A 23,468-nucleotide genomic window follows, 5' to 3' on the forward strand; every position below is an offset into this window, starting at 1 on the left:
GTTGGTTACTTCAGGCCCCAGGTGAACAAATATGCCCGAGCGCTCGGAACTCGCCAATTTGATCTTCGGACGGCTGACGTGGGAGGCCATCCCGCTGCATGAGCCCATCCTGATCGCCACCTTTGCCGCGGTGGTGCTCGGCGGGCTGGTGCTCGTGGGCGCGGTGACCAAGTACGGCCTGTGGGGCTACCTGTGGCGTGAGTGGTTCACCAGCATCGACCACAAGAAGATCGGGATCATGTACGTGATCCTGGGCATCATCATGCTGCTGCGCGGGTTTGCCGACGCGGTCATGATGCGCATCCAGCAGGCCATTGCCTTCGGCGACAACGCGGGTTACCTGCCGCCGCACCACTACGACCAGATCTTTACCGCGCACGGCGTGATCATGATCTTCTTCGTGGCCATGCCGCTGGTCACGGGGCTGATGAACTTCGTCATGCCGCTGCAGATCGGCGCGCGCGACGTGGCCTTCCCGTTCCTCAACAACTTCAGCTTCTGGATGACCACCGGCGGCGCCATCCTGGTGATGATGTCGCTGTTCCTCGGCGAGTTCGCGCGCACCGGCTGGCTGGCGTATCCGCCGCTGTCCGGCATCATCCACAGTCCGGACGTTGGCGTCGACTACTACATATGGTCATTGCAGATTGCCGGGGTCGGGACATTGCTATCCGGCATCAACCTGCTGGTGACCATCGTCAAGATGCGCGCGCCGGGCATGACGCTGATGCGCATGCCGATCTTCACCTGGACCGCGCTGTGCACCAACGTGCTGATCATCGCCGCCTTCCCGGTGCTGACCGCCGCACTGGCGCTGCTGTCGCTCGACCGCTACGTCGGCACCAATTTCTTCACCGCCGACCAGGGCGGCAGCGCCATGCTGTACGTCAACCTGATCTGGATCTGGGGCCACCCCGAGGTCTACATCCTGGTGCTGCCGGTGTTCGGCATCTTCTCCGAGGTGGTCGCCACCTTCTGCCGCAAGCGCCTGTTCGGCTATGCGTCGATGGTCTACGCCACGGTGGTGATCACGGTGCTTTCCTACCTGGTCTGGCTGCACCACTTCTTCACCATGGGCTCGGGCGCCAGCGTCAATTCCTTCTTCGGGATCACGACGATGATCATCTCGATCCCGACCGGCGCCAAGATCTTCAACTGGCTGTTCACGATGTACCACGGCAAGATCCGCTTCGAGGCGCCGATGCTGTGGACCATCGGCTTCATGGTCACCTTCGTGATCGGCGGCATGACCGGCGTGCTGCTGGCGGTGCCGCCAGCGGACTTCTCGCTGCACAACAGCCTGTTCCTGATCGCCCACTTCCACAACGTGATCATCGGCGGCGTGGTGTTCGGGCTGATGGCCGGCATCCACTACTGGTTTCCCAAGGCTTTCGGCTACCGCCTGGTCTCGTCGTGGGGCAAGGCGTCGTTCTGGTTCTGGCTGACCGGCTTCTACTTCGCCTTCATGCCGCTGTACTGGCTCGGGCTGCTTGGCGTCACGCGCCGCATGAACCGTTTCGAGGATCCATCGCTGCAGATCTGGTTCCAGATCGCCGCCTTCGGCGCCGCGCTGGTCGCCATCGGCATCGCCTGCTTCATCATCCAGCTGGTGGTCAGCTTCCTGCGCCGCGAAGAACTGCGCGACCTGACCGGCGACCCCTGGAACGGCCGCACGCTGGAATGGTCGACCTCGTCGCCGCCGCCGCAATACAACTTTGCCTTCACGCCGGTGGTGCACGACACCGACGCCTGGTGGCACATGAAGCAGAACGGCTACACCCGCCCGCTGCAGGGCTTCAACCCCATCCACATGCCGAAGAACACCGCGGCCGGCATCGTGCTGGCGGGGCTGTCCACACTGTGCGGCTTCGGCCTGATCTGGCACATCTGGTGGCTGGTGGTGGCGTCGTTCGCGGCGACCATCATCGGGGCGATCATCCATACCTTCAACTACAAGCGCGACTACTACATTCCGGCCGAGCAGGTGGTCGGAACCGAATCGGCGCGCACACAACTGATGGCCGGCCATGGTTGAGACGACCTATCCCCAGTACGTGAGCGGGACCTCCGCGGCGGATGAAGTGCCGCCGGGGGGCTTCACCTTCCACCTGACCGAAGAGCACCACCCGCAGAACGGCACGCTGCTCGGGTTCTGGCTCTACCTGATGAGCGACTGCCTGATCTTCGCGTGCCTGTTCGCCGCCTACGGCGTGCTCGGCCGGGAATACGCGGGCGGGCCGACCGGGGCCGAACTGTTTGAACTACCGCTGGTGGCGCTTAACACCACCTTCCTGCTGCTGTCATCGATCACCTATGGCTTTGCCATGCTGCAGATGCAGCAGAACCGCGTCGCCGGCACGCAGATCTGGCTGGCGATCACCGGCGTCTTTGGCGCGGCCTTCCTGGCGGTCGAACTGTATGAATTCGCGCACCTGATCCACCAGGGCGCCGGGCCGCAGCGCAGCGCCTTCCTGACCTCGTTCTTCGCGCTGGTCGGCACGCACGGGCTGCACGTGACCTTCGGCATCGTCTGGCTGATCGTGCTGATGATCCAGGTGACGCGGCACGGGCTGATTACCGCCAACAAGCGCAGGCTGATGTGCCTGTCGATGTTCTGGCACTTCCTGGACGTCGTCTGGATCGGCGTCTTTACCTTCGTCTACCTGATGGGATCGCTGCCATGAGCGCGCACGACGAGACGCTGGGTGGCCACGGGCATGGCCACGGCCACGAGCACGAGGAAGACGTCGGCCCGCACGCCACGCTGGGCGGCTACCTGACCGGCTTCGTGCTGTCGGTCTTCCTGACCGCGGTGCCGTTCTGGCTGGTGATGGGCGAAGTGTTCGAGAAATCCCACACCACGGCCATCGTCATCCTGCTGATCGGCGCGGTGCAGATCGTGGTCCACATGATCTACTTCCTGCACATGAACGCCAAATCGGAAGGCGGATGGAACATGCTGTCGCTGATGTTCACGCTGACGCTGGTGGTGATCACGCTGTCGGGATCGCTGTGGGTGATGTTCCACCTGAACAGCAACATGATGCCCAAGATGCATCACGAGCGCACCGTGGAGCCCGGCGCGACCATCGTGCCGCCCAAGGCCCCGTAGCCCCGCATACCCGCCAGTCCTGCTAGTGGGCCGCTGCCTTCTGTGCGCGGCCTTGCGTACGCGGCTTCGCCGCGTGGGCTCCCGCGGCCCCGACCAGCAGCCAGCAGCACAACTGCACCGAACGCTCCATCAGCCGGCGCCGCCCGGCGCTGTCGGCTTCGATGTAGTCGACGCACTGGTGGAACAGGTAAGGCACGACATAGGCGCAGAATTCATCGATGAGCGGGCGCGGGAGTTGCGGACACAGTTCGAGCCGCTCGATGTCGTCGGCCATCTCGGCGGCAATGTCGTCAAGCACCACGCGGATCGCCGCACGTAGCGCCGGCTGCGGGCCGGTGATGCCGCATACCCCCACCACGAAGGCATCGGGGTGATGCCGGGCATACAGGAACAGCGCCTCGCACGCGCGGCTGGCCACTTCGTTGGGATTGTCGCGCGCGGCGGCCCAGCGCACCGAGCGCAGCATCGGGCGCAACTCGGCGCTGGCCTCGGCCACCGCGGTCAGCGCCAGGTCTTCCATGTCCCGGAAATGCCGGTAGAAAGTATTGGGATTGAGGTCGGCCTCGCGAGCGATCTCGCGCAGCTTGAGTGCGGCGAAGCTGCGCTGGGCGGCGGCCAGCTTCAGCGCGGCGTCGATCAGGCGGCGTTTGCCGTCGGCAATGGCTTCCATGCGATTAGTAGTGATGCTCGGTTTTTGGTCGACCTGCTGCGTTGACACCGTGTCTACGGTTGTCTACTCTTCGCCGAGGTAGACAGTTGTCTACGTTAGACGAAACGGCGGCAGATGGCAATCGCCCCGCCGGCCCCCGGACCTTGGTGCAGATCGCGCAAACCGCGCAAACCGAGCAAACTGCACAAATCGCCCCCCAGTCATGCCGCACCCAACCGTGTCCCCGGGCGCCGACGCCCTTGCCGAGCCAACCCATCCCGCCGCCCGCACGGCGCCCGAGCCGATTCCGCGCGATCCCGGCTGGCCGCTGGTCGGCAACCTGCTGCAGATCACGCCGGGTGAGGTGGGCCAGCACCTGCTGGCGCGCAGCCGCCACCATGACGGCATCTTCGAGCTCGACTTCGCCGGGCGGCGCGTGCCGTTCGTCACCTCGGTCGCGCTGGCTGCCGAGGTGTGCGATGCCGCGCGCTTCCGCAAGTACATCGGCCCGCCGCTGTCCTACCTGCGCGGCATGGCCGGCGACGGCCTGTTCACCGCCCACACCGACGAGGCCAACTGGGGCAAGGCGCACCGCATCCTGATGCCGGCCTTCAGCCAGCGGGCGATGAAGGGCTATTTCGACGTGATGCTGCGCGTGGCCAACCGGCTGGTCGACAAATGGGACCGGCAGGGCCCCGACGCAGATATCGCCGTCGCCGACGACATGACGCGGCTGACGCTCGATACCATCGCGCTGTCCGGCTTCGGCTATGACTTCGACTCGTTCGCCAGTGCGCAGCTGCACCCGTTTATCGAGGCCATGGTCGGCGCGCTGGAAGAAGCGATGTCCAGGCTCACGCGCTTTGCACTGCAAGACCGCTTCATGCACGCGGCGCACCGCAAGTTCGATGAAGACACGCGCTTCATGCGCGAACTGGTCGACGACGTAGTTCGCCGGCGCCGCGCCGCTGACGAAGGCGAGCGGCAGGGCACCGCCATGGACCTGCTCGGGCTGATGCTCGAAGCGCGCGACCCCGACACCGACCTGCGCCTGGACGACGAGAACATCCGCAACCAGGTCATCACCTTCCTGATCGCCGGCCACGAAACCACCAGCGGGCTACTGACCTTCGCCCTGTACGAACTGCTGCGCAATCCCGGCGTGATGGCGCAGGCTTACGCCGAGGTGGACGCGGTACTGCCCGGCGACACCGCGCCGGTGTACGCCGACCTGGCACGGCTGCCGGTGCTCGACCGCGTGCTCAAGGAAACGCTGCGGCTGTGGCCCACCGCGCCTGCTTTCGCCGTCGCGCCGTACCAGGACGCGCTGCTCGGTGGCCGCTACCTGATCCGCAAGGACCGCCGCGTGTCCGTCGTGCTGACCGCGCTGCACCGCGACCCCAAGGTCTGGACCGATCCCGAACGCTTCGACATTGACCGCTTCCTGCCCGAGAACGAGGCCAGGCTGCCGCGCCACGCCTACATGCCGTTCGGCAATGGCGAGCGCGCCTGCATCGGCCGCCAGTTCGCGCTGACCGAGGCCAAGCTGGCGCTGGCGCTGATGCTGCGCAATTTCCAGTTCACCGACGCGCACGACTACCAGTTCCGCATCAAGGAAACGCTGACGATCAAGCCCGATGGCTTTACCATGCGCGCGCGCAGGCGCCGACCGCATGAACGCATCGCCGCGGTGCCGGTCGGCGCGGCAGGGCAGGCGCCGGCGGCCAGCGCCGAAGTGCAAGGCGCGGGGCGCCCGCTTGCCGTCCTGTGCGGGTCCAGCCTCGGCACCGCGCGCGAACTGGCCGAGCAGGTGCACGCCGGCGCGCTGGCCGCGGGATTCGATGCAACCCTGCGCGACCTCGACGAGATCGCCGATGCCTTGCCCGCCAGCGGCATGGCTGTCATCGTGGCCGCGACGTATAACGGCCGCGCCCCGGATTCCGCCCGTCGCTTCGAAGAACTGCTCGACAGCAACGCCGCCGGCGGCTACCGCGCGCCGGAGCTGCGCGTTGCGGTGCTGGGCTGCGGCAATTCGCAATGGCCGACCTACCAGGCCTTCCCGCGCCGGGTATTCGAGTTCTTCACCAGTGCCGGTGCCACGCCACTGCTGCCGCGTGGCGAGGCCGACGGCAACGGCGACTTCGACCACGCCGCGGAACGCTGGCTGGCCCTGTTGTGGCAGTCGCTGCAGGGCGGCGACGGCGCCAGCGGTTCGCCACAAGTGCCGGCTGTGCAGGTACAGCTGCGGGGCGTGGCCGAGATCCGCGCGACGACGCTGCCGCCCAATACACAGGGCTTCACGGTGCTGTCGAACACGGAACTGGTGAACGATCCCGACGGCCTGTGGGACTTCACGCGCGAGGCGCCGCGGACTTCCACGCGCGATATCCGGCTGCGCTTGCCGGAAGGCGCGCGCTATAGCACTGGCGACCACCTTGCCGTCTATCCGCAGAACCGGCCAGAGATCGTCACCGCGCTTTGCGAGCGGATCGCTGCCGACCCGGAGGCCATCGTCACCTTGTCTGCCGCGCCCGGTGCGGCACGCGGCCTGCCGGTTGGCGAGGCGCTTTCCGTGCGGCAACTGCTGACGCATTTCGTGGAGCTGCAGGATGTCGTTTCGCGCCACACGCTGCGCAGCCTCGCGCAGGCAACCCGTTGCCCATTCACTCAGCAGTCGCTACAGCAGCTTGCCTCGGACGATGAAACGGCTGGCTATGCAGCACAAGTCGCGCAGCGCCGGCTAGGTCTGGCCGATGTACTTGACCGGTTTCCCGCGATCGAACTGGACCTGGCCGGCCTGCTTGCCTGCACGGTGCCGATGCGGCCACGGTTCTATTCCATCGCGTCGTCGCCGCTGGTCTCGCCCGACGTGGCGACCGTCACCGTCGGCACGGTTTGCGCGCCGGCGCTGTCGGGCCGCGGCACGTTCCGTGGCGTGGCTTCCACCTGGCTGCAGGGCCTCGCACCCGGCGTGGTAGTAGCGGGCGTCATTCGCACACCCAATCCGCCGTTCGCGCCCGAGGCGGCGGGTGTCCCGATGATCCTCGTCGGGCCCGGCACCGGCATCGCACCGTTCCGCGGCTTCCTGGAAGAACGCGCGGCGCAGCAGGCCGCCGGAGAGGCGGTGGCGCCGGTGCAGTTGTACTACGGCTGCCGGCACCCGGCGCACGACTGGCTGTATCGAGAAGACGTCGCCCGCTGGCAAAAGCAAGGCGTGGCCGACGTCCACACCGCATACTCGGTCGTCGATGGCGCGCCGCGCTTTGTGCAGGATCTGCTCTGGCAGCGCCGGACAGATATCTGGACGCGGCTGAACGCAGGCGCTGTGATCTATGTATGCGGGGATGGCCGGCAGATGGCGCCTGCGGTCAGGCAGGCGCTGATCCGGATCGCCGCGGAGCAGGGCGGGATGACCGAGGCGGCGGCTTCGGACTGGCTGGCGGCGCTGGTAGCGGCAGGGCGCTATCGGCAAGACGTCTTTAACTGACCAGCGTACGTGCCCGTCCGCCGCCAGGGCCGTCAGATCGGGGGGAAGTGCAACTGGCCATCCGAGCCCAGCACACGACCATCCGGCGTCGCCGGCAAATGGGTGAGCTCAAACGCCAGGATCTGCTGCGGCGTGCGATAGATGCCGCCGTGGATTGCAGACATGGTGCTCGCGTCGAGGGCGCGGTGACCGGCAAGGTCTCGGATGATCAGGGTGCTCATGGCAGTTCTCCCAGGGATTGGTGAGCGGGACGCTCTGACCGGGAGATTGCAACCATCGTGCCTGTCGGGCACGGGCGCAGCTTTCGGCATGGAAACGGCGGGGGCGTGATGCCGACGGCGCGGCGCATCATGCGCGCTGTTGGGTGGCGACGCACACTGGTGCGATCAGGGATGGCGCCGCACCAACAACGGCATGGAAAGCGGGCAGCTTGCGCAAGCCCGTGAGGCACTTTGCAATCGGAAGTTGACAGACTAATGTTGGACTATGCTCCGGGGGCCAGACGACGGAGGCAGTTATGACCACGGTCTCGATAGAACCCGGCAGCTATCACGTTGCACTGCCGCAAAACCCCGGTGAAGTCATCGATCTGATCAACAAGCACGCTATCGAGGTCGTTGACCTCAGGTTCACCGACTTGCCCGGCGTGTGGCAGCACTTCTCGATCACGCTGCCAGAAGTCAACGACGATTTGTTCTCGGCCGGCATCGGGTTCGACGGGTCTTCCATTCGTGGGTTCCAGGAAATACACGAGTCCGACATGCTGGTCAGGCCTGACCCGGCCACGGCATTCATCGATCCGTTTTGCACGGCACCAACGCTGGTGCTGATCTGCGACGTGCTGGACCCTGTCCTGCACCAGCCGTATTCGCGCGACCCGCGCTACATCGCGCGTAAGGCGGAGCTGTACCTCCAGCAAACCGGTCTTGCTACGGTTTGCTACGTTGGCCCCGAACTGGAGTTCTTCGTTTTCGACTCCATTCGCTTCGGGCAGGACCAGCACTCCGGCTACTACTATGTCGAATCCGCCGAAGGCGAATGGGCCTCGGGCCGTGACGAAGGCGCCTATGGCGGAGGCAATCTTGGCTACAAGCAGTCCTACAAGGGAGGATATTTTCCCGTGCCGCCAAGCGATACGCTGCAGGACATCCGCTCCGAGATCGTCCTCGCGCTGATGCAGGCAGGCGTCCGGGTCGAGGTGCATCACCATGAGGTAGCCACGGCGGGCCAGAATGAAATCGACATGCGCTTTGCACCTCTGACCCGGATGGCAGACAACGTGATGATGTACAAGTATATCTGCAAGAATGTTGCACGCCGCCACGGCAAGGTCGCCACATTCATGCCCAAGCCCCTGTTTGCCGACAACGCGAGCGGCATGCATTGCCACCAGAGCCTGTGGCGCGGCGACGAGAACCTCTTCTATGACAAGGACGGTTGGGCGCAGACATCCCAGATGTGCCGGTGGTACATAGGCGGCTTGCTCAGGCACGCCCCCGCCCTGATGGCTTTCTGCGCGCCGAGCACAAACTCATACAAGCGACTGGTGCCTGGATACGAGGCGCCTGTCAATCTGGCCATGTCGCAGCGCAACCGATCTGCCGCAGCCAGGATTCCCATGGTTTCGGATTCCCCAAGCGCCAGACGCGTTGAATTCCGCTGTCCTGACCCGTCGGCCAATGCCTATCTCGCCTTCTCGGCAATGCTGCTCGCCGGCCTTGACGGCATTGAAAACCAGACGGACCCCGGCGACCCGCTCGACAAGAACATTTATGATCTGCCACCCGAGGAAGCCGCCAGCATCCGGCAGGTTCCAGGTTCCCTCGAAGAGTCGCTTTCCGCACTGGAAGCCGATTCAGCCTTCCTGCGGAAGGGGGATGTCTTCACTGAAGACCTGATCAGTACGTGGATTGATTACAAGCGCACGCGCGAGATTGATACATTGAAGTTGCGGCCGCACCCGTGGGAGTTCCATCTCTACTTCGACATTTGATCAGTGGCGCGCTGATGGTGCTGGAACGGCGAGCGCGCCGACGGCCTTTCTCCGGTCTTCAAAAGGTCAAAAGGTCAAAAGGTCTCAGGCAGATCGCGCAAGCTGGACACAACGCTTTGCCAGCACGTCCGTAGGGTCGACCAGAGAAACGGTCGGCGCGCTTCCAACCTCGAATTGATCCGTTTGCGCAAATATCAACGGGAGTTCGGTGCAGCCGAGAATCTGCACCCTGGCGCCTTTGCCGTGCAGGTGAGCAATGGCAGCGCGCAGCAACTCGGCGCAATGGCCTTGCGTATGGCCTGCCTTGACGCCTTCAGCGCCGTAGATGGCATCCATGACCATCTGCTGGATCTCTGGCGCTGGCGTGATGAGTTCCAGGTGGCCCGCGGCGGCTTCGTGATAGACGCGGCTTTCCACGGTGCCTGATGTCGCAAGCAGGCCAACCTTCGAGCCTTGGCCATACTTGTCGACGATATGCCGGACCGTCTCCGTCAGCATATTGACGATCGGTACGGACAGGTGAGGCTGGATACGCTCGACATAGGCATGCGCCGTATTGCAGGGAATTGCAATCGCATTCGCGCCTTCGGACTCCAGCCGCTTGCACGTGGCGAAGAGCGCAACCGTCGGGTCGGCCTCCTGGTGCAGGAGGTTTGCCGTACGGTCCGGAATTTGAGGGTTTTGCTCGACGACCATCTTGATATGGTCCTGATCCTTCGCCGCAGTGGTGTTCTTGACGACTTTTCCCATGAAGTCGACCGTCGCGGCGGGCCCAACGCCACCGACGATGCCCAGCTTGAACGCGAGATTGACCTGCCCGTCCGCCAGGGTGGTGGCATAGTCCGCATAGACCTGGTTCACATCGACAAATGCGATGCCGCGCCGCTGCAAGGCCGCAGCCACGAGTGAGAGTTCGGTCATGCCTGGAACAATCAGCTCCGCGCCAAGTTCGATCAGTTCCTGGCAGGCCTGGCAAATCCGCTCCAGAGCGAGGCCTTCCGTATTGCCGGACCTGATGCCTCCAGGACCATAAATCGCATCCATCAAACTGCCCTGCGTTGCTTCGGAGGGATACACAATCTCAAAATCGCGGCCGAAGCTCTCATCGAATTGCCGCGACTGACGCACGAAGTCCGAAGCAAGAACGCCGATTTTTCCACCGCGGGGCAAGGCGTCATTCAGCGTGGGCACCAATGCATCGAGCATATTGACGAGGCGCACCGACAGTTCCGCCTGAAGCTCTTCACGGAAGGTGTGGGACGCAAAGCAAGGCATGAGCACCGCATCGACCTTCCTGCTTTCGAAGGACTGGCAAGTCTTGAAGACATAGAGCTTGCGGCTGGTCATGCTCGCATTGCGGGTCAGTGGCATCGCTACATCGCGAAACGGATGCTGCTCGAACAGGAAGTGGTACCGACCCTGGTCGGCCATGACCGCACGGCTCTTGACCAGCTTGAGAAAGAGGTCGGCGCCGGCCAGTGCGCCGAGCCCGCCAATGATTCCGAACGTGAGCTGTTGCATGCTTGTGAGATGACAATAAAGCCTTATTGGTTGAGTGCAACCGGTGCACGCGGGGCGGTCAGGACCTCGGGTCGCAAGATCTCCGCCAGTGCTGCCGCCGAGAGAAGTTCGCGTTCAAGAACGATGTCAGCGACCTTGCGTCCGGTTTCCAGGGCTTCCCGTGCAACTTCCGTGGAACTGGCGTAGCCGATGTAAGGATTCAACAGCGCGCGTCATCCAGCAGGCCGAGGTCCCGGTTCGTGAGTGCGGCCGCCTCCTTGATGTCGACCAGGGCGACAATCAGTTCGGGATACTTCGAAATGGGGTCGCCCGAAATCGGGAAATTCTCCAGCGCCCGCAGCGTATGGATGCCGTAGTACGCGTCTGCCGGCACCTCGCGGTAGCCCAGCAGATCGTGCTCGCGTCGCGTCCCCCTGAAAAATTCTTCCTTGCTCATCGCGTTCCTCATCAGTGCGCCTGATTGGCGCAACCAGATTCTAGGAGCGCAAAGAAACCGAGCTGATGAGGATGTACACTCAAACTATTCCATACCGGAATAGTTTGAGAAAGCGTCGCATGGAATGCTTTTAACACGCCTGAAAGCGGAGTTAATGGCACTTTTTAGGCAAACAATACCGGTGAAGTCCGGGTTTACCACGACGGCCAACATCGATGAGCCTGTCGGCAACGAGGAGCGGCACAATTGCAATTGAAGTGGATAGAAGACCTCTTGGCCATCGAGCAGACCAGAAGCTTTTCCCGCGCGGCCGAATTGCGATTCGTCACTCAGTCGGCGCTTTCTCGCCGGGTCAAGTCGCTCGAAGACTGGGTCGGGGTCGAACTGGTCGACCGTGCAACCTACCCGGTCGAACTGACCTCCGCCGGCCGGCGGTTTTGTGAGCAGAGCAAGGAGTCGGTCGGCGCGCTGACCGAGGTCCGCTCAGCGCTGCGGCAGGAGGCCAGGATGCCTGGACGCTCCATCCAGATCACCGCCGGGCACACACTGTCACTGACCTTCCTGCCCAAATGGCTGAAGCAGTTTCACCAGCGTTCCGGGGATTTCAATGCCCGCGTCGTCGCAGCCAATGTCCACGACGCCGTCATCGCGCTTGCCGAGAGCAATTGCGACCTGATGATTGGGTATCACCATCCGCTCGTCCCGATGCAGCTGGACGAGGACAAATTTGCAAGCCTGACCTTGGGACAGGAAGCGTTTATCCCCGTTTCCGCGCCGAACGGTCGTGGCGCACCAATGTTCGCGCTGCCTGGCTCGTCAGCGTCCCCTCTGCCATATCTCGCTTATACGGCGACGACCTTCATGGGACGCGTGGTCGACGTGATTCTGAATAGCGTGGATACCGCCTACCATTTCCGCGCTTGCTACGAAACAGACATGGCGATGTTGCTGATGAAAATGGTTGTCGAGGGATACGGGGTTGCCTGGCTTCCGTTCAGCGCCGTCAGCGAGGAAATCGACGCAGGCCGGCTTGTCCGCGCCGGTGGCGACGAGTGGAGCGCGCAACTGGAGATTCGGTCCTATCGCGCAATCGCCAATACGAACCCCACTATGCAAGACCTGTGGAAATCGTTGGAAGATTCTGTCAACCGAGGCGCATAGGAATGCGCGATATCCAGGGCCGGCGCGCACAGCCACGAACAGGCGCAAATCGCCGAGGGTTGCCGTCAGCAAGATTGGTGCGGCGAACGGCAACCTGAGTCAGCAAGGTTGCTACATTTCCGGCGGACCGTAGATCACGTTGGCCAAAGCACGTGCGCCCGCGGCCACCCCCACGGTCTGCGAGGGCGGTTGCGGCTGGAGGAGTCCGCTGCTCGTCAGCACGTTGGCGGCAACGACGGTGTAGCTGCCGGGAGCCAGGGTCAGCGTGGACGGCTGGGTCAGGGTCTGGCGGAACTCGCCGGGTCCCAGTACCGTGATGGCCGCCGACGTCCCGGACGGCAGGCCGGAGATGGAGATCATCAGCTCGCCCGTGCCGCTGGCGCTGCCATCGCCCTCGTCGTCCCCACCCCCGCCGCAGGCAGCGATGCCCAGGCAGCAGGCAATGAGGAATTGGCAAAGCGAGGATCGAAGTGCTACGGACATGGCACGCTCCTGTCACGGCCCCGGGCACAGCCTGCCATGCAAGAACCGAATTACGGTTGCACAAGTCCCGCGGGCCTTTCCGGCGGCAGGCGCGCACCGGCCTTATAAAAATACTTCATGCGCGCGGCATCAGCGATGCGTATCCGTAGGCGCAAGCCCTGAAGTGGGTCGGGAATCAAGATTCCCGACCTGGCGAGGCCGTTGCAGGATCGGCTTGCCCTAGCGCAACGACCGGAACGCCGACCGCAACTCCGCGCTGAACAGCTCCGGCTCTTCCCACGCCGCGAAGTGACCGCCCCTGGCAACCTGGTTGTAATAGACCAGGTTGGGATAGGCCCGCGCCAGCCAGGCCTTCGGTGGCCGGTAGACCTCGCCCGGAAAGACCGTCACCGCCGCCGGAACGGTGACGGGGCCGCTCCTTGCCGGTGCGGCGCTGGTCTCCCAGTAGATCCGTGCGCTGGACTCGCCGGTGTTCGTCAGCCAGTAGAGCGAGATGTTGTCGAGGATCGCGTCACGGCCCAATGCCCGCTCGGGATCGCCGCGCGTGTAGACCCAGTCGGCCAGCTTGTCATAAATCCATGCCGCCAGCCCCACTGGCGAATCGGCCAGGCCAAAGCCGATGGTCTGGGGGCGCGTCTGCATGAGGGCGGCGTAGCCGAATCCCTTGCTGAGGAAGTCCCTCGCCTCGTCGAACACCTGCTTCTCCTCGGCGGTCAGGCTGGACGGGGCGGGCTCGCCGGTCTTCAGCGCCATGGCGAGCGCCGGCGGCAGCGTCGTCGCGCGCTCGATACGGTTGACGTGAATGCCTAGCAACCCTTCAGGCGCGAGGCGGCCAAGTGCGTCGGAGACGATCGCGCCCCAGTCGCCGCCTTGCGACACGTACCGCGCATAGCCGAGACGCTTCATCAGCACGTCCCACGCGCGGGCGATGCGGTCCGGGTTCCAGCCGGTGCCCCCGGGCATTTGGGAAAAGCCGAAGCCCGGCAGCGACGGGATCACCAGATGGAATGCATCGGCCGCGCTGCCGCCGTATGCGGTGGGATCCGTCAGCGGACGGATGCTGTCGAGCAACTCGAAGACCGACCCGGGCCAGCCGTGCGTCATGACCAGCGGCAGCGCGTTCTCATGGCGCGATCGGACATGGATGAAGTGGATATCCACGCCGTCTATGTTCGTCACGAACTGGGGCCAGGCATTCAGTCTTGCCTCGGCCTTGCGCCAGTCATGGCCCGTAGCCCAGTAGCGCACGAGCGGCCGCAGCTTGTCGAGTTGTACGCCCTGGGACCGGTCTGGCACGGTTTCCGGATCGGGCCATCGCGTCGCCATCAGCCGGCGGCGCAGATCGTCCAGGGCCGATTGCGGGATCCGCGCGCGGAACGGGCGGATCGCATCGGACGCGCCGGTGCGCGCCGGCGCGGACTGCCCGGCAAGAGCCAGCCGCGGTGAAAAGAGCGAGAGGGCCGCGCTCGCCACGCCGCCCAACAACAGGGAACGGCGCGGCAGGTCGGTTGTGTTATCGGACGATTGCGCGTTCATGCGAGGCTTCGTCATTGCGCGCTGGCCTTGCCGGATGGCTTGGCCGGCACCAGCAGCGGCACGTCCTTCCTGACAATGTAGGTCGCCAGTTCCGACGCCTTGCCGCTACCGACATTGCGTGCCGAATGAACGCTGCCGGCCGGGATGAACAGCGCCTCACCGGTCTTCAGCGTGACTGGCGGCTTGTCGTCGAGCTGGTATTCCAGCGTGCCTTGCAGCACATAGGCGATTTCTTCGCCAGGGTGCGAGTGCCTGGCCGCGAAGGCGCCGGGGTCGAAGTCGACGCGGACCTGGATGGCATCGCGGCCGGGAATGCTGAGTGCGTGGTGGATCAGGTCGGTGCGCTGGATGTCGGAAGGTTGCGCGTGGGCGTTCAGCAGAGGCAGGCTGCTGCTGGCAATAAGCAGGGCGGAGGCGAAAAGCCGAGGCATGTTCATGAGGCAGGTTTCCTTGTTGTGTGCAGGACGCTGCGGTGAACGCATTGGCCAGCGTTGGCCAATGCGTTCACGCGGGGTGGGCGCGTCTCTTATGTAGTGGGTGAGATCCGGCCGTCCTCAGACGATGTGGATCTCGACATCGATGTTCCCGCGCGTGGCTTTCGAGTACGGGCAGATTTCATGGGCGGTGCTGGCAAGGGACTGTGCCACCTGGCGCTCCACGCCGGGCAGGCTGACATGCAGACGCGCCGCGAGGAAGTAGCCTTGTGCCGCCTGGCCAAGATCGATTTCCGCATCGACGGCCGCGTCAGCCGGCAGCGCGACGTTGGCCGCCTGGGCTGCCTTGGCAATCGCGCCAAGGAAGCATGCTGACCAGCCGGCGCCTAGCAGCTGTTCGGGGTTGGTACCGGCACCAGCGGTGCCGGGGGAGGACAGGTCAACGGCCAGGCGACCGTCTGCGCTCCGGGCGTGCCCGTTGCGGCCGCCAGTGGTGTGGGTCTTGCCGGTGTAAATCACTTTCTCGATGGCATTGATCATTGACAGGATGTTCCAGGTTGAGAGGGGGTTGCCACGTGGGACAGGGCATCGCCGGAGGTGGCGTGTACCGGCGATGCGATGCAGGCGGAGCAAGTCGGATCGGAGACCTGGACCGCCTGCAATGCGAGTTATCGGAATGCAGCGCGAACCTCTTGCACGGCTTGCTGCGGGTCCTGCAGATGCGGGTAGTGCCCGATGCCAGGAAGCTCGGTGAACGGTGCATGCGCCTTCTGCGCAAACTCGATCCCCATTTCCTTCCGGATATAGATGTCCTTTTCACCCCAGACCACCTTGACCGGTGTCTTGAGCCGGTGCAGGTTCGCCTCCAGGTATGCCTGGTCGCGCGAAAAGTGCGAGTAGTAGTGGTAAAAGGCATCGGCAGACGTCATCGCGCCGTGGCTCCATCCGCGGGCCATGTCGTCCCGGAGTTCGGGCGAGATGTCGAACTGCGCTTCCGTGGGCAGGCCGCGCCGGTAGGCGTTTTGCAAGACATCGTCGCGGTTCCGGTTCAACTGGGCGCGGGCCAGTTCGGCCGACGGCTGCGCCTTCAGGCTCTGCAGGCTTTCGTACATGTACTGCGGCCGGTCAAGCGGGGCGAAGTCGCCCACGATGATCGTTCTCGCAATGTCCGGTTCGTCGAGCGCCAGGAGCAGGGCGGGCAGCGCGCCGATATCGGTGGCATAGATGGTCAGCCGGGACGTGTCGATGCCTGCCTTGCGGATGTATGCCTGCAGGACGCGCGCATAGTCCCTGGGCGCATAGGAAAACTTGTCGGCCGTGGGGCGCGACGAGAGACCGTAGCCGGGCCAATCGATGGCATGCACTTCGAAGTCATCGCCCAGCGACACGGCGATGTCCTTCCATGCGTACAGGGTTTCCGGGAAACCGTGCAGGAAGAGGACGGTCCCTTTCGCGCCGGGGTGGTGCACCACCATTCGCCTCAGCGAAATGTCCCTGTCTATCTCGATCCATCCGATATCGGGTTGTCGTGCCTGCTTTCGCACGGTGGCGTCGGCATGGGCGATGGCCGACGCCGTGGCAGCGCCGAGGATGAGGGCGATGGCAAGCAGCCGCCGCAGCAGATTCCTGGACATATCAGCAGTTCCCGGACGTGGCATGCGGCGTCACTGGACCCAGCGCTCGACCTGCGCCTGCAGGCGCGGCCCGACCAGCAGGATGGCGGGAATGACGATCACGTAGCCGAGGCCCCAGGAGCGCAGCCACGTCAGCGCAAAGCCTTCCGAGAACCCCATATTCAGAGCGAGCAGGGCGAAGGAGATGATCCCCGTGGTCACGACACCCATCGACAGTGCGAAGGCGATTTTCCGTTTCAGATGCAGGTCCATGGCTACTTCCTTTGTGATGAAAAAATACCAATCGGTATATTTTGGGGCAAAAAAATCAGGCGAGGTCGACCACGGTTTTTTCCACTGCCGACATGACGGCCTTGTTGTAGGCCGCGTTTCCAGTCAGCCGCGAGATCATGACGGCACCCTCGATCAGCGCGATCAGGGTGACGGCGGCCTGCTCGGGATCGACGTCCCGGCGGAATTCCCGCGAAGCAATGCCTGCCTTGATGACCGATACCAGATTCGACTGCCAGCTCCGGAAAGCCTCCAGGGCCTTTTCCCGCAGGGCGGGGTGGGTGTCGTCGGCTTCAATGGCGGTGTTGAGCAGCGGGCATCCGCCCTCCGGAAAACCTTCAGGAAGGTTTTCGTACACGCCAGTCAGGGCAAGCAGCTTTTCCATGCTGGTGGTTTTCGCGGCCATTTCGTTGCGGACCGCGGATTGCACCTGCTTCCAGTTGTGGTCGAATGCAGCCAGAGCCACCTCTTCCTTGTTGGCAAAGTTGCCGTAGACACTGCCCTTGGTCAGGCCGGTGGCCTCGGTCATGTCGGCCAGCGATGTTCCGGCATAGCCCTTTGTGTTGAAAATGGGCGCTGTCTTCTCGACGATGAGCTGGCGGGTGCGTTCGGCTTTGTTCATGCAGGCCAGAATATACCAATCGGTATTTTTGTCAAGGACAGTCCATCCATGTGATGGCTGGCCCATGTCGCACGAGGTGTCAGCCGAAGCAAACGCCATGATTCTCAGTCCTGGTGCTGCACTTCCGGCGGGCGGCGAAAGCTGATTGCCAGGCGGTTGAATGCATTCATCAGGCTGATGGCCATCGTCAGGTCGGCGAGTTCCTTTTCGCTGAAGACCGCTTCGGCCCTGTGGAACGCGTCGTCCGGGACGTGCGTTTCCGCTACGCGTGTCACCGACTCCGCCCATTCGAGTGCGGCCTGCTCGCGCTCACTGAAAAGGTCGCCTGCCTCGCGCCAGGCTTGCACGAGTGCGAGCTTCGTGACCGACACGCCTTTCTTCAACAGGTCTCGCGTGTGCATGTCCAGGCAGTAGGCGCAGCCATTGATCTGGCTGACGCGAAGATAGGTCAGCTCCACCAGGACGCTGTCCAGCCCCGACTGCAGGATGTATCCGTAGACATTGCCGAATGCCTTGACACCGCCAGGAGACACTTTTGTGTAGTCCAGCCTCATTTCGTGCTCCCTTCGTAAGTCGTCAGGTTTTTCTCGCCGCTATCCACCACGAACACAGCCAGGAGCTTCGCCGGTTTTGTCCGGCTCGCGTTGCGGCTGACCGGATGATGCGATCCGGGCTCTTCGTGGAAGCTTTCGCCGGCCTTGTAGACGCGCTCCGGACCGTTGTCCACCTTGCTCGCAATGCTGCCTGAGACGACATAGGCATAGATGAACGCTGACTTTGCGTGGTAGTGCGGCACGGAGGCGCCGCCAGGCGGATAAACGACTTCCACGGCGACGATCGATTTCCCTGGAATGTTCGTGATCGATCGCGAGAAGTTTTCCTTCACCGTTTCTTCGGGGCCGTGCGCGGCCGCGGCGCCGCTGAATGCCATGGCGGTTGCCGCCATGAAGGGCAAGAGAATGCGTTGGGGTTTCATGTCGATCTCCTTGGTAAAGCCTGGTCCTGAGTTTTAACTACGACTTATGCAGTCGTAGTAACGATAGTGGATCGTCAGCGAAAGCGCAAGTCCTGCGCGCAGGTTCACCGCGCGAGGCAGGCACTAAAAAAATCTTGCGTTTCTTAACTGCGACTCATATGATCGTAGTTAAGGGCCGGATGTGCTCGGATTTCGCCGACGCATCCATGCGCGCCACTCAACCGTCGGCGCCGGCCCTGTCACACGAAACCGAGGTTTGATTCAGGAGCTTGAAGATGTCCCAACGCATTCTTGTCATCGGCGCCGGCTTTGCCGGCATGTGGAGCGCACTGGCTTCGGCCCGTCTGCTTGACCAGGTCGGGCGCACCGACGTGGAAATCGCGCTGGTCGCGCCGGAACCCGAACTACATGTCCGCCCGCGTCTCTATGAGCAGAATCCGAACGGGATGAAGGCGCCGCTGCAAGAGATCTTCAAGGCCGTCGGCGTGCGGTTTATCCAGGGGAGGGTGGAGCACATCGACGTCGCGAACCGCAATGTGAGCATTGCGGGTGTCGGCACGGAGGGCTCGCGCCAGCGCATCGGCTATGACCGCCTGGTGCTCGCCGCGGGAAGCCGGCTGTTCCGTCCGCAGATTCCTGGCCTGGACCAGCATGCATTCAATGTCGACCAGGTCGCCGACGCAGCGCAGCTCGAAGCGCATCTCCATAACCTGGCCAGCCGGCCGGATCGTGCCGGGCGCAATACGGTGGTGGTCGCGGGTGCCGGCTTCACCGGCATCGAGACGGCCGCGGAAATGCCGGCCCGCCTGCGCGAAGTCCTGGGCGAGGACGCCGCAGTGAACGTGATCATGGTGGAGCGCAATGCCGAGATCGGACCTGACCTGGGTGCGGGGCCGCGACCGGTGATCACGCAGGCGCTGACGGAGTTGGGCGTGACCTGGAAGCTCGGCTCTGGCGTCGCTGCTGTCGATGCGACCGGCGTGACGCTTGAGAGCGGCGAGCGCATCGAGGCGGATACGGTGATCTGGACGGCAGGTGCGCGTGCCAGCGAACTTACCGCGCAGATTCCGGCGGAGCGCGATGGCCTGGGCCGGCTGCACGTCGATCGCGATCTCAGGGTCAGGGGTGTCGATGAGGTGTTCGCCACCGGCGATTGCGCCTATGCCGCGACCGATGACGAAGGCAACTTTGCGGCGATGTCCTGCCAGCACGCGATGAACCTCGGCCGTTCGGCGGGGCACAATGTGGCGGCGGACCTCGTGGGCGAGGCCATGATCCCGTATAGCCAGCCGAAGTATGTGACCTGCCTGGACCTGGGGCCGTGGGGCGCTGTCTACACGGAAGGCTGGAACCGGCAGGTCAAGCTGACCGGCGGCGTGGCCAAGGCGCTGAAGACGCGGATCAATACCGAGTGGATCTACCCGCCGAGCGCGGATCGTGCGGAAGCGCTGGCGCTGGCTGACCCGCGCCGCATCGTTGTTGCCTGACGGCACGCGCAAAAAGCAAACAGGGCGATCCAACGGATCGCCCTGTTGCATTGCATCCGCGCAGTCCTGTGCGCGGAGCGAGGGAGCCTCGTTGCGCTCAGGCGCTCTCGCGTTTTCGTGCGCGCAGTTTCCGGCCTGTCGCCCCGCCGGTTGGCTGCCCGGTCCGACAACTACCGCACCGCCTGTCCGCCATAGCTGGCGGACGCCTTGTCGGTAGTGCGCTGGGCGAGGTCGCGGGCCGGGCCGCAAGGACGCCTATAGTGAAGGCCGGCACCTCTCTCCTGCCTCCCACGCCATGCCATCCCGAAAGACAGCCGTCCGCGCCCTCGTGGCCACCGGCGTGATTGCCGCGTTGCTCTTTGCGCCGCTCCCCTGGCAGCCGATGACAAGGATCCACAGCGAAGCCACGATCCAGCGGCCGCCCGCGGAGGTATTCGAATATGTCTCGACGCCTGCGAACTGGCCGGCATGGCATCCATCGTCACTGGCGGTGCGCGGCGCCACCGATCATTCGCTGCAGGCGGGCGAGCAGGTGACGGAGGACTTCAGGGTAGCGGGGCGCGAAGGGACAGTCGTGTGGACGGTAGCGGAGCGCCGGGCACCGACATCCTGGCGCATCGACGGGGACATCGATGGCAGGAAGGCGGGGACGGTCACCTACACGCTGACGCCGGTCGGCGCCGGCACGCGGTTCGAGCGTGAGTTCACTTACCAGGCGCCGACCTTGCTGTTTTCGCTGCTCAACTGGGCAGCATTGCGCAAGCAGGTCGAGGCCGAGTCGACGGAAGCGGTGCGGCGCCTCAAGGCCAGGCTTGATGGCGGCGCACGCTTGGAGTAGTCCTGCGTCGCCCTACCGGGGTTTGAACGTCAGCGCCAGCCCGGCTTCGGCCTCCAGCATCTCCCGGTCCTGCCCGGACACCAGCAGCCCCTCGCTGCGCGAGCGCAGCGCCTGCGCCGCTTCGCGCTCGCCCGGCATCGCGATCGCATCGAAGCCGTCGGCGAGCGGCGAGGCCTTGGCGCGGCCGACCAGTTCGTCCGCGCGCGCGAAGTAGTCGCCGAGCGGCAGCCCCGCATCGGGCCTGAACGCGATAAACGCATGCCCGACGTCCTGCGGCTGCGTGAAGTCGCTGTTCTGGTTGCGTACCTCTCCGCCGAAAGCAGCACCAGACATCACGCCCGCCATCAGTTCCATCATCAGCCCGAGCCCGGAGCCCTTCGGGCCCGCCATCGGCAGCACCACGCCATCGATGGCGGCATTGGGATCGGTGGTGGCCTGGCCGTTGGCGTTCAGCGCCCAGTCCGGCGGGATCGCTTCGCCACGGCGCGCGGCGCGGCGGATCTTGCCGAAGGCCACCACGGAAGTCGCCATGTCCAGCATGATCGGCGTACCGCGCGCCGGTGCGGCAAAGGCAAAGGGGCTGGTGCCGAGAAATGGCGTGCGGCCGCCCCAGACCGGCATCAGCGGCGGCGCATTGGTCAGCACCAGCGCGCCGAGGCCCGCATCCAGCGCCTGCTGCAGGTACGTCGCCGCCATCCCGAAATGATTGCTGCGCGAGGCCAGCACCAGGCTGATGCCGTGCTGCCGGGCGCGTGCGATCGCCTCGTCCATCGCCTTGCGGGCGACGATGTAGCCCATGCCGTTGTCCCCGTCGACATGGGCGGTGGCGCCGTCGCCAGGCGTCACCGCCAGCTTCGGGGTGCGATTGACCACGCCGAGACGCAGCCGCTTGGTATAGACCGGGATGCGTCCGATGCCGTGCGAGGCAACGCCGCGCGCGTCGGCATCGACCAGGCAGCCGGCAACGTAGGCGGCATCGCCGGCGGGCAGGTAGGCCGCGAAGATGTCGGTCACGGCTTGCAGGAGGCAGGGATAGGGCGTCGGGTTCGTGTCCACGGTCATACCTGAGAAGAAGGGAGGAAGTCGGGCAAGGGTGCGCGTCAGCTCAGCTTGATCTGCGCCTCGCGGATCAGCGCGCCCCACTTGGCGTGTTCGGCGCGGATATGCGCGGCAAAGGCCGTGGGCGAGGTCGGCGTCGCGACGCTGCCTTCCTGCTTCAGCCGTTGCTGGACGTCGGCCCGCGCCAGCACTTGCAGCGTGGTAGCGGACAGCTTGGCCGTGATGTCAGCCGGCAATCCAGCCGGCGCGACCAGGCCCAGCCACGTGGTGGCCTCGAAGCCCGCGAAGCCCTGTTCGGCGACCGTCGGTACCGACGGCAGCGCCGACAGCCGCTGCGCGGAGGTCACCGCCAACGCACGGATACTGCCGGCGGCCAGCTGCGGCATCACCGAGACCGCATTGCCGAAATAGGCCGGCACCTGTCCGCCCAGCAGGTCGTTCATGGCCGGGCCCGCGCCCTTGTACGGCACCTGCATGACCCGCACGCCGGCACGCCGCGCCAGCATTTCGCCGGCCAGGTGTCCGACCGTGCCGTTGCCGGCCTGTGCGATTCCCATCTCGCCGCTGCGCGCCCTGGCTTGCTGCAGGAAGTCGGCCAGCGCACGGAACGGCGCATCCTTCCGCACTACCAGCACCACCGGTTGCGCCGCCACGCCCGCGATCGCGGTGAAATCCTTGAGCGGATCGAACGGCATCTTCGGGTAGAGGCCCGGATTGATGGCGAGGTTGGCGGCCTGGCCCATGCCGATGGTGTAGCCATCCGGCGCGGCCTTCGCGACCATGTCCAGGCCGATATTGCCGCCGGCACCCGGCTTGTTGTCGACCACCAGGGTCCAGCGCGCCAGCGTGGTCAGTTTCTCGGCGATCAGGCGCGAGGTGGCATCGGTGCCACCGCCAGGCGGGAACGGCACCACCAGCCGGATGGGCTTCTGCGGCCAGGGGCCCTGGGCGCGTACCAGGCCGGAAGCGGCCAGCGCCGCGGCGGCGCCGCACTGGAGGAATTGGCGTCGTTGCATCGTTGTCTCCGTCATCGTTATGGGTAAGCCGGCGCGGATGCCGCTCAGACTGGCAGGCCCTTGGCCCGCAGCGTGGCGTCGAAGCGTTCCGGGTCCGAGGTGCCCGCCGCATTGCCGGCGCGGATCTTCGCTTCCTTCTGCAGGTGGGCGCGGGTGCGCTCCAGCACGTCGGCCGCCTGTGCCGCCGGGACCGCGATCACGCCGTCCGCATCGCCCACGATCAGGTCGCCCGGCAATACGGCCATGCCGGCGCAGACCACTGGCACGTTGATCTCGCCGGGGCCGTCCTTGGTCGGGCCGCGATGGGTATTGCCGCGCGCAAAGATGGGCATGCCGTCTTCCGCCCATTCCAGGACGTCGCGGATCGCCCCGTCGATCACCAGCCCGCCGAGCCGCCTGGCCACGCAGGTGGTGCGCATCAGGCCGCCGACCAGCGCCTGGGTCAGGTCCGCACCGCCGTCGATGACCAGCACATCGCCGGCGCGGACCATCATCAGGGCCTTGTGGATCATCAGGTTGTCGCCGGGGCGCACGCGCACGGTCACGGCGGGCCCGCACAGCACGGTCTCCGGCCGGCGGTGGTAGGGGCGCAGGCCGATGGTGCCGACCTGTCGGCTCATCGCATCGCCGATCGCCGCCACGGGCAGCTCGCGGAATGCCGCCAGCAGCGCGGGCGCGAAGCCGTCGGCGCAGGGGTTGATGCGGTATCCCGCCGGCCAGGACAGGGCGGTGGCTTGCTCGGTGCTCATCGGGG

General features: G+C 64.7%; 24 protein-coding genes and 1 pseudogene. 8 read left to right on the plus strand and 17 right to left on the minus strand.

What is annotated here, in order from left to right; translation table 11 throughout:
• Positions 1-31: 31 nt before the first annotated feature.
• The 3 genes from cyoB to cyoD are packed head-to-tail and all read left to right on the plus strand — an operon-like array spanning position 32 to position 3,112.
• Positions 32-2,035 (plus strand): cytochrome o ubiquinol oxidase subunit I, encoded by a 2,004-nt coding sequence (gene cyoB, locus CTP10_RS20405; protein ID WP_116319808.1) that lies wholly within the window; start codon positions 32-34, stop codon positions 2,033-2,035.
• The gene (gene cyoC / locus CTP10_RS20410) at positions 2,028-2,684 is read left to right on the plus strand and encodes a cytochrome o ubiquinol oxidase subunit III (protein WP_116319807.1); all 657 of its coding nucleotides are present in this window, start codon (positions 2,028-2,030) and stop codon (positions 2,682-2,684) included. The genes cyoB and cyoC overlap by 8 nt, the downstream gene beginning before the upstream one ends.
• Positions 2,681-3,112: a cytochrome o ubiquinol oxidase subunit IV gene (gene cyoD / locus CTP10_RS20415; RefSeq protein WP_116319806.1), complete on the plus strand. Its 432-nt coding sequence runs from the start codon at positions 2,681-2,683 to the stop codon at positions 3,110-3,112. Before cyoC ends, cyoD begins: the two co-directional genes overlap by 4 nt.
• Positions 3,113-3,134: 22 nt before the next feature.
• Here cyoD and CTP10_RS20420 read toward each other — a convergent pair whose 3' ends face one another.
• A complete protein-coding gene (locus CTP10_RS20420; RefSeq protein ID WP_116319805.1) occupies positions 3,135-3,782 on the minus strand; it encodes a TetR family transcriptional regulator in 648 nt (215 codons plus the stop codon).
• A 202-nt stretch (positions 3,783-3,984) separates the two neighbouring features.
• On the opposite strand from CTP10_RS20420, the gene CTP10_RS20425 reads away from it, so the two are divergent.
• Positions 3,985-7,248, plus strand: coding sequence for a bifunctional cytochrome P450/NADPH--P450 reductase (locus tag CTP10_RS20425; protein WP_116319804.1), 3,264 nt, complete (start codon positions 3,985-3,987; stop codon positions 7,246-7,248).
• A gap of 32 nt (positions 7,249-7,280) precedes the next feature.
• Here CTP10_RS20425 and CTP10_RS20430 read toward each other — a convergent pair whose 3' ends face one another.
• Positions 7,281-7,469, minus strand: a complete 189-nt coding sequence (locus tag CTP10_RS20430) for a hypothetical protein (protein WP_116319803.1) — start codon at positions 7,467-7,469, stop codon at positions 7,281-7,283.
• Positions 7,470-7,765: 296 nt separating this feature from the next.
• On the opposite strand from CTP10_RS20430, the gene glnA reads away from it, so the two are divergent.
• Positions 7,766-9,241, plus strand: coding sequence for a type I glutamate--ammonia ligase (glnA, locus tag CTP10_RS20435; RefSeq protein ID WP_116319802.1), 1,476 nt, complete (start codon positions 7,766-7,768; stop codon positions 9,239-9,241).
• Positions 9,242-9,325: 84 nt separating this feature from the next.
• Here the strand turns inward: glnA and CTP10_RS20440 are convergent, their stop codons facing one another.
• From CTP10_RS20440 to aspA, 3 genes and pseudogenes are all read right to left on the minus strand, one after another.
• On the minus strand, positions 9,326-10,762 hold the full coding sequence (locus CTP10_RS20440; RefSeq protein WP_116319801.1) for an aspartate/glutamate racemase family protein: 1,437 nt from the start codon (positions 10,760-10,762) through the stop codon (positions 9,326-9,328).
• 23 nt (positions 10,763-10,785) lie between these two features.
• On the minus strand, positions 10,786-10,965 hold the full coding sequence (locus tag CTP10_RS20445; RefSeq protein ID WP_233528133.1) for a hypothetical protein: 180 nt from the start codon (positions 10,963-10,965) through the stop codon (positions 10,786-10,788).
• Positions 10,966-10,973: 8 nt separating this feature from the next.
• Positions 10,974-11,198, minus strand: a pseudogene (aspA, locus tag CTP10_RS20450) (aspartate ammonia-lyase); the annotation flags it as partial.
• Between the two features lie 273 nt (positions 11,199-11,471).
• Here aspA and CTP10_RS20455 point away from each other — a divergent pair.
• Positions 11,472-12,359, plus strand: a complete 888-nt coding sequence (locus CTP10_RS20455) for a LysR substrate-binding domain-containing protein (RefSeq protein ID WP_233528132.1) — start codon at positions 11,472-11,474, stop codon at positions 12,357-12,359.
• Positions 12,360-12,470: 111 nt separating this feature from the next.
• On the opposite strand, the gene CTP10_RS20460 is transcribed toward CTP10_RS20455, so the two are convergent.
• The 9 genes from CTP10_RS20460 to CTP10_RS20500 all read right to left on the minus strand — a co-directional run bounded on the left by CTP10_RS20460 (position 12,471) and on the right by CTP10_RS20500 (position 18,314).
• Complete coding sequence (locus CTP10_RS20460) at positions 12,471-12,842, minus strand: hypothetical protein (RefSeq protein WP_199414590.1); 372 nt, start codon at positions 12,840-12,842, stop codon at positions 12,471-12,473.
• 219 nt (positions 12,843-13,061) lie between these two features.
• Complete coding sequence (locus tag CTP10_RS20465; RefSeq protein ID WP_116319798.1) at positions 13,062-14,378, minus strand: epoxide hydrolase family protein; 1,317 nt, start codon at positions 14,376-14,378, stop codon at positions 13,062-13,064.
• Positions 14,379-14,389: 11 nt separating this feature from the next.
• Entirely contained in the window at positions 14,390-14,815 is a 426-nt protein-coding gene (locus tag CTP10_RS20470; protein WP_116319797.1) for a cupin domain-containing protein, read from the minus strand.
• A gap of 117 nt (positions 14,816-14,932) precedes the next feature.
• Complete coding sequence (locus tag CTP10_RS20475) at positions 14,933-15,349, minus strand: organic hydroperoxide resistance protein (protein WP_271815898.1); 417 nt, start codon at positions 15,347-15,349, stop codon at positions 14,933-14,935.
• A 131-nt stretch (positions 15,350-15,480) separates the two neighbouring features.
• Positions 15,481-16,446, minus strand: coding sequence for an alpha/beta fold hydrolase (locus CTP10_RS20480; RefSeq protein WP_116319795.1), 966 nt, complete (start codon positions 16,444-16,446; stop codon positions 15,481-15,483).
• A 30-nt stretch (positions 16,447-16,476) separates the two neighbouring features.
• Positions 16,477-16,698 (minus strand): DUF2798 domain-containing protein, encoded by a 222-nt coding sequence (locus CTP10_RS20485; protein ID WP_116319794.1) that lies wholly within the window; start codon positions 16,696-16,698, stop codon positions 16,477-16,479.
• A gap of 55 nt (positions 16,699-16,753) precedes the next feature.
• Positions 16,754-17,437: a TetR/AcrR family transcriptional regulator gene (locus CTP10_RS20490; protein ID WP_233528131.1), complete on the minus strand. Its 684-nt coding sequence runs from the start codon at positions 17,435-17,437 to the stop codon at positions 16,754-16,756.
• 5 nt (positions 17,438-17,442) lie between these two features.
• Entirely contained in the window at positions 17,443-17,892 is a 450-nt protein-coding gene (locus tag CTP10_RS20495) for a carboxymuconolactone decarboxylase family protein (RefSeq protein WP_116319792.1), read from the minus strand.
• Positions 17,889-18,314, minus strand: coding sequence for a cupin domain-containing protein (locus CTP10_RS20500; protein ID WP_116319791.1), 426 nt, complete (start codon positions 18,312-18,314; stop codon positions 17,889-17,891). Before CTP10_RS20500 ends, CTP10_RS20495 begins: the two co-directional genes overlap by 4 nt.
• Before the next feature lie 275 nt (positions 18,315-18,589).
• On the opposite strand from CTP10_RS20500, the gene CTP10_RS20505 reads away from it, so the two are divergent.
• Together CTP10_RS20505 and CTP10_RS20510 are read left to right on the plus strand one after the other, a co-directional pair.
• A complete protein-coding gene (locus CTP10_RS20505) occupies positions 18,590-19,801 on the plus strand; it encodes an NAD(P)/FAD-dependent oxidoreductase (RefSeq protein WP_116319790.1) in 1,212 nt (403 codons plus the stop codon).
• 328 nt (positions 19,802-20,129) lie between these two features.
• Positions 20,130-20,639: an SRPBCC family protein gene (locus CTP10_RS20510; protein ID WP_442875239.1), complete on the plus strand. Its 510-nt coding sequence runs from the start codon at positions 20,130-20,132 to the stop codon at positions 20,637-20,639.
• A 12-nt stretch (positions 20,640-20,651) separates the two neighbouring features.
• Here CTP10_RS20510 and CTP10_RS20515 read toward each other — a convergent pair whose 3' ends face one another.
• The 3 genes from CTP10_RS20515 to CTP10_RS20525 are packed head-to-tail and all read right to left on the minus strand — an operon-like array spanning position 20,652 to position 23,463.
• Positions 20,652-21,695, minus strand: a complete 1,044-nt coding sequence (locus tag CTP10_RS20515; RefSeq protein ID WP_199414589.1) for an Ldh family oxidoreductase — start codon at positions 21,693-21,695, stop codon at positions 20,652-20,654.
• A gap of 44 nt (positions 21,696-21,739) precedes the next feature.
• Positions 21,740-22,714 (minus strand): Bug family tripartite tricarboxylate transporter substrate binding protein, encoded by a 975-nt coding sequence (locus tag CTP10_RS20520; RefSeq protein WP_233528130.1) that lies wholly within the window; start codon positions 22,712-22,714, stop codon positions 21,740-21,742.
• Between the two features lie 44 nt (positions 22,715-22,758).
• Positions 22,759-23,463: an RraA family protein gene (locus CTP10_RS20525; protein ID WP_116319786.1), complete on the minus strand. Its 705-nt coding sequence runs from the start codon at positions 23,461-23,463 to the stop codon at positions 22,759-22,761.
• Positions 23,464-23,468: the final 5 nt, after the last annotated feature.

Origin of the sequence: Cupriavidus sp. P-10 (assembly GCF_003402535.2) — a bacterium.
Classification (GTDB): domain Bacteria; phylum Pseudomonadota; class Gammaproteobacteria; order Burkholderiales; family Burkholderiaceae; genus Cupriavidus.

Bases quoted from the DNA above. Each gene is read 5' to 3' on its own strand.
- CTP10_RS20490 (WP_233528131.1), bottom strand. From the start codon at position 17,437: ATGGCGTTTGCTTCGGCTGACACCTCGTGCGACATGGGCCAGCCATCA.
- CTP10_RS20460 (WP_199414590.1), bottom strand. From the start codon at position 12,842: ATGTCCGTAGCACTTCGATCCTCGCTTTGCCAATTCCTCATTGCCTGC.
- CTP10_RS20505 (WP_116319790.1), top strand. From the start codon at position 18,590: ATGTCCCAACGCATTCTTGTCATCGGCGCCGGCTTTGCCGGCATGTGG.
- CTP10_RS20470 (WP_116319797.1), bottom strand. From the start codon at position 14,815: ATGAACATGCCTCGGCTTTTCGCCTCCGCCCTGCTTATTGCCAGCAGC.
- CTP10_RS20440 (WP_116319801.1), bottom strand. From the start codon at position 10,762: ATGCAACAGCTCACGTTCGGAATCATTGGCGGGCTCGGCGCACTGGCC.
- CTP10_RS20425 (WP_116319804.1), top strand. From the start codon at position 3,985: ATGCCGCACCCAACCGTGTCCCCGGGCGCCGACGCCCTTGCCGAGCCA.
- cyoD (WP_116319806.1), top strand. From the start codon at position 2,681: ATGAGCGCGCACGACGAGACGCTGGGTGGCCACGGGCATGGCCACGGC.
- CTP10_RS20420 (WP_116319805.1), bottom strand. From the start codon at position 3,782: ATGGAAGCCATTGCCGACGGCAAACGCCGCCTGATCGACGCCGCGCTG.
- cyoC (WP_116319807.1), top strand. From the start codon at position 2,028: ATGGTTGAGACGACCTATCCCCAGTACGTGAGCGGGACCTCCGCGGCG.
- CTP10_RS20525 (WP_116319786.1), bottom strand. From the start codon at position 23,463: ATGAGCACCGAGCAAGCCACCGCCCTGTCCTGGCCGGCGGGATACCGC.
- CTP10_RS20500 (WP_116319791.1), bottom strand. From the start codon at position 18,314: ATGAAACCCCAACGCATTCTCTTGCCCTTCATGGCGGCAACCGCCATG.
- CTP10_RS20485 (WP_116319794.1), bottom strand. From the start codon at position 16,698: ATGGACCTGCATCTGAAACGGAAAATCGCCTTCGCACTGTCGATGGGT.
- CTP10_RS20480 (WP_116319795.1), bottom strand. From the start codon at position 16,446: ATGTCCAGGAATCTGCTGCGGCGGCTGCTTGCCATCGCCCTCATCCTC.
- glnA (WP_116319802.1), top strand. From the start codon at position 7,766: ATGACCACGGTCTCGATAGAACCCGGCAGCTATCACGTTGCACTGCCG.
- CTP10_RS20465 (WP_116319798.1), bottom strand. From the start codon at position 14,378: ATGAACGCGCAATCGTCCGATAACACAACCGACCTGCCGCGCCGTTCC.
- CTP10_RS20520 (WP_233528130.1), bottom strand. From the start codon at position 22,714: ATGCAACGACGCCAATTCCTCCAGTGCGGCGCCGCCGCGGCGCTGGCC.
- cyoB (WP_116319808.1), top strand. From the start codon at position 32: ATGCCCGAGCGCTCGGAACTCGCCAATTTGATCTTCGGACGGCTGACG.
- CTP10_RS20430 (WP_116319803.1), bottom strand. From the start codon at position 7,469: ATGAGCACCCTGATCATCCGAGACCTTGCCGGTCACCGCGCCCTCGAC.
- CTP10_RS20495 (WP_116319792.1), bottom strand. From the start codon at position 17,892: ATGAGGCTGGACTACACAAAAGTGTCTCCTGGCGGTGTCAAGGCATTC.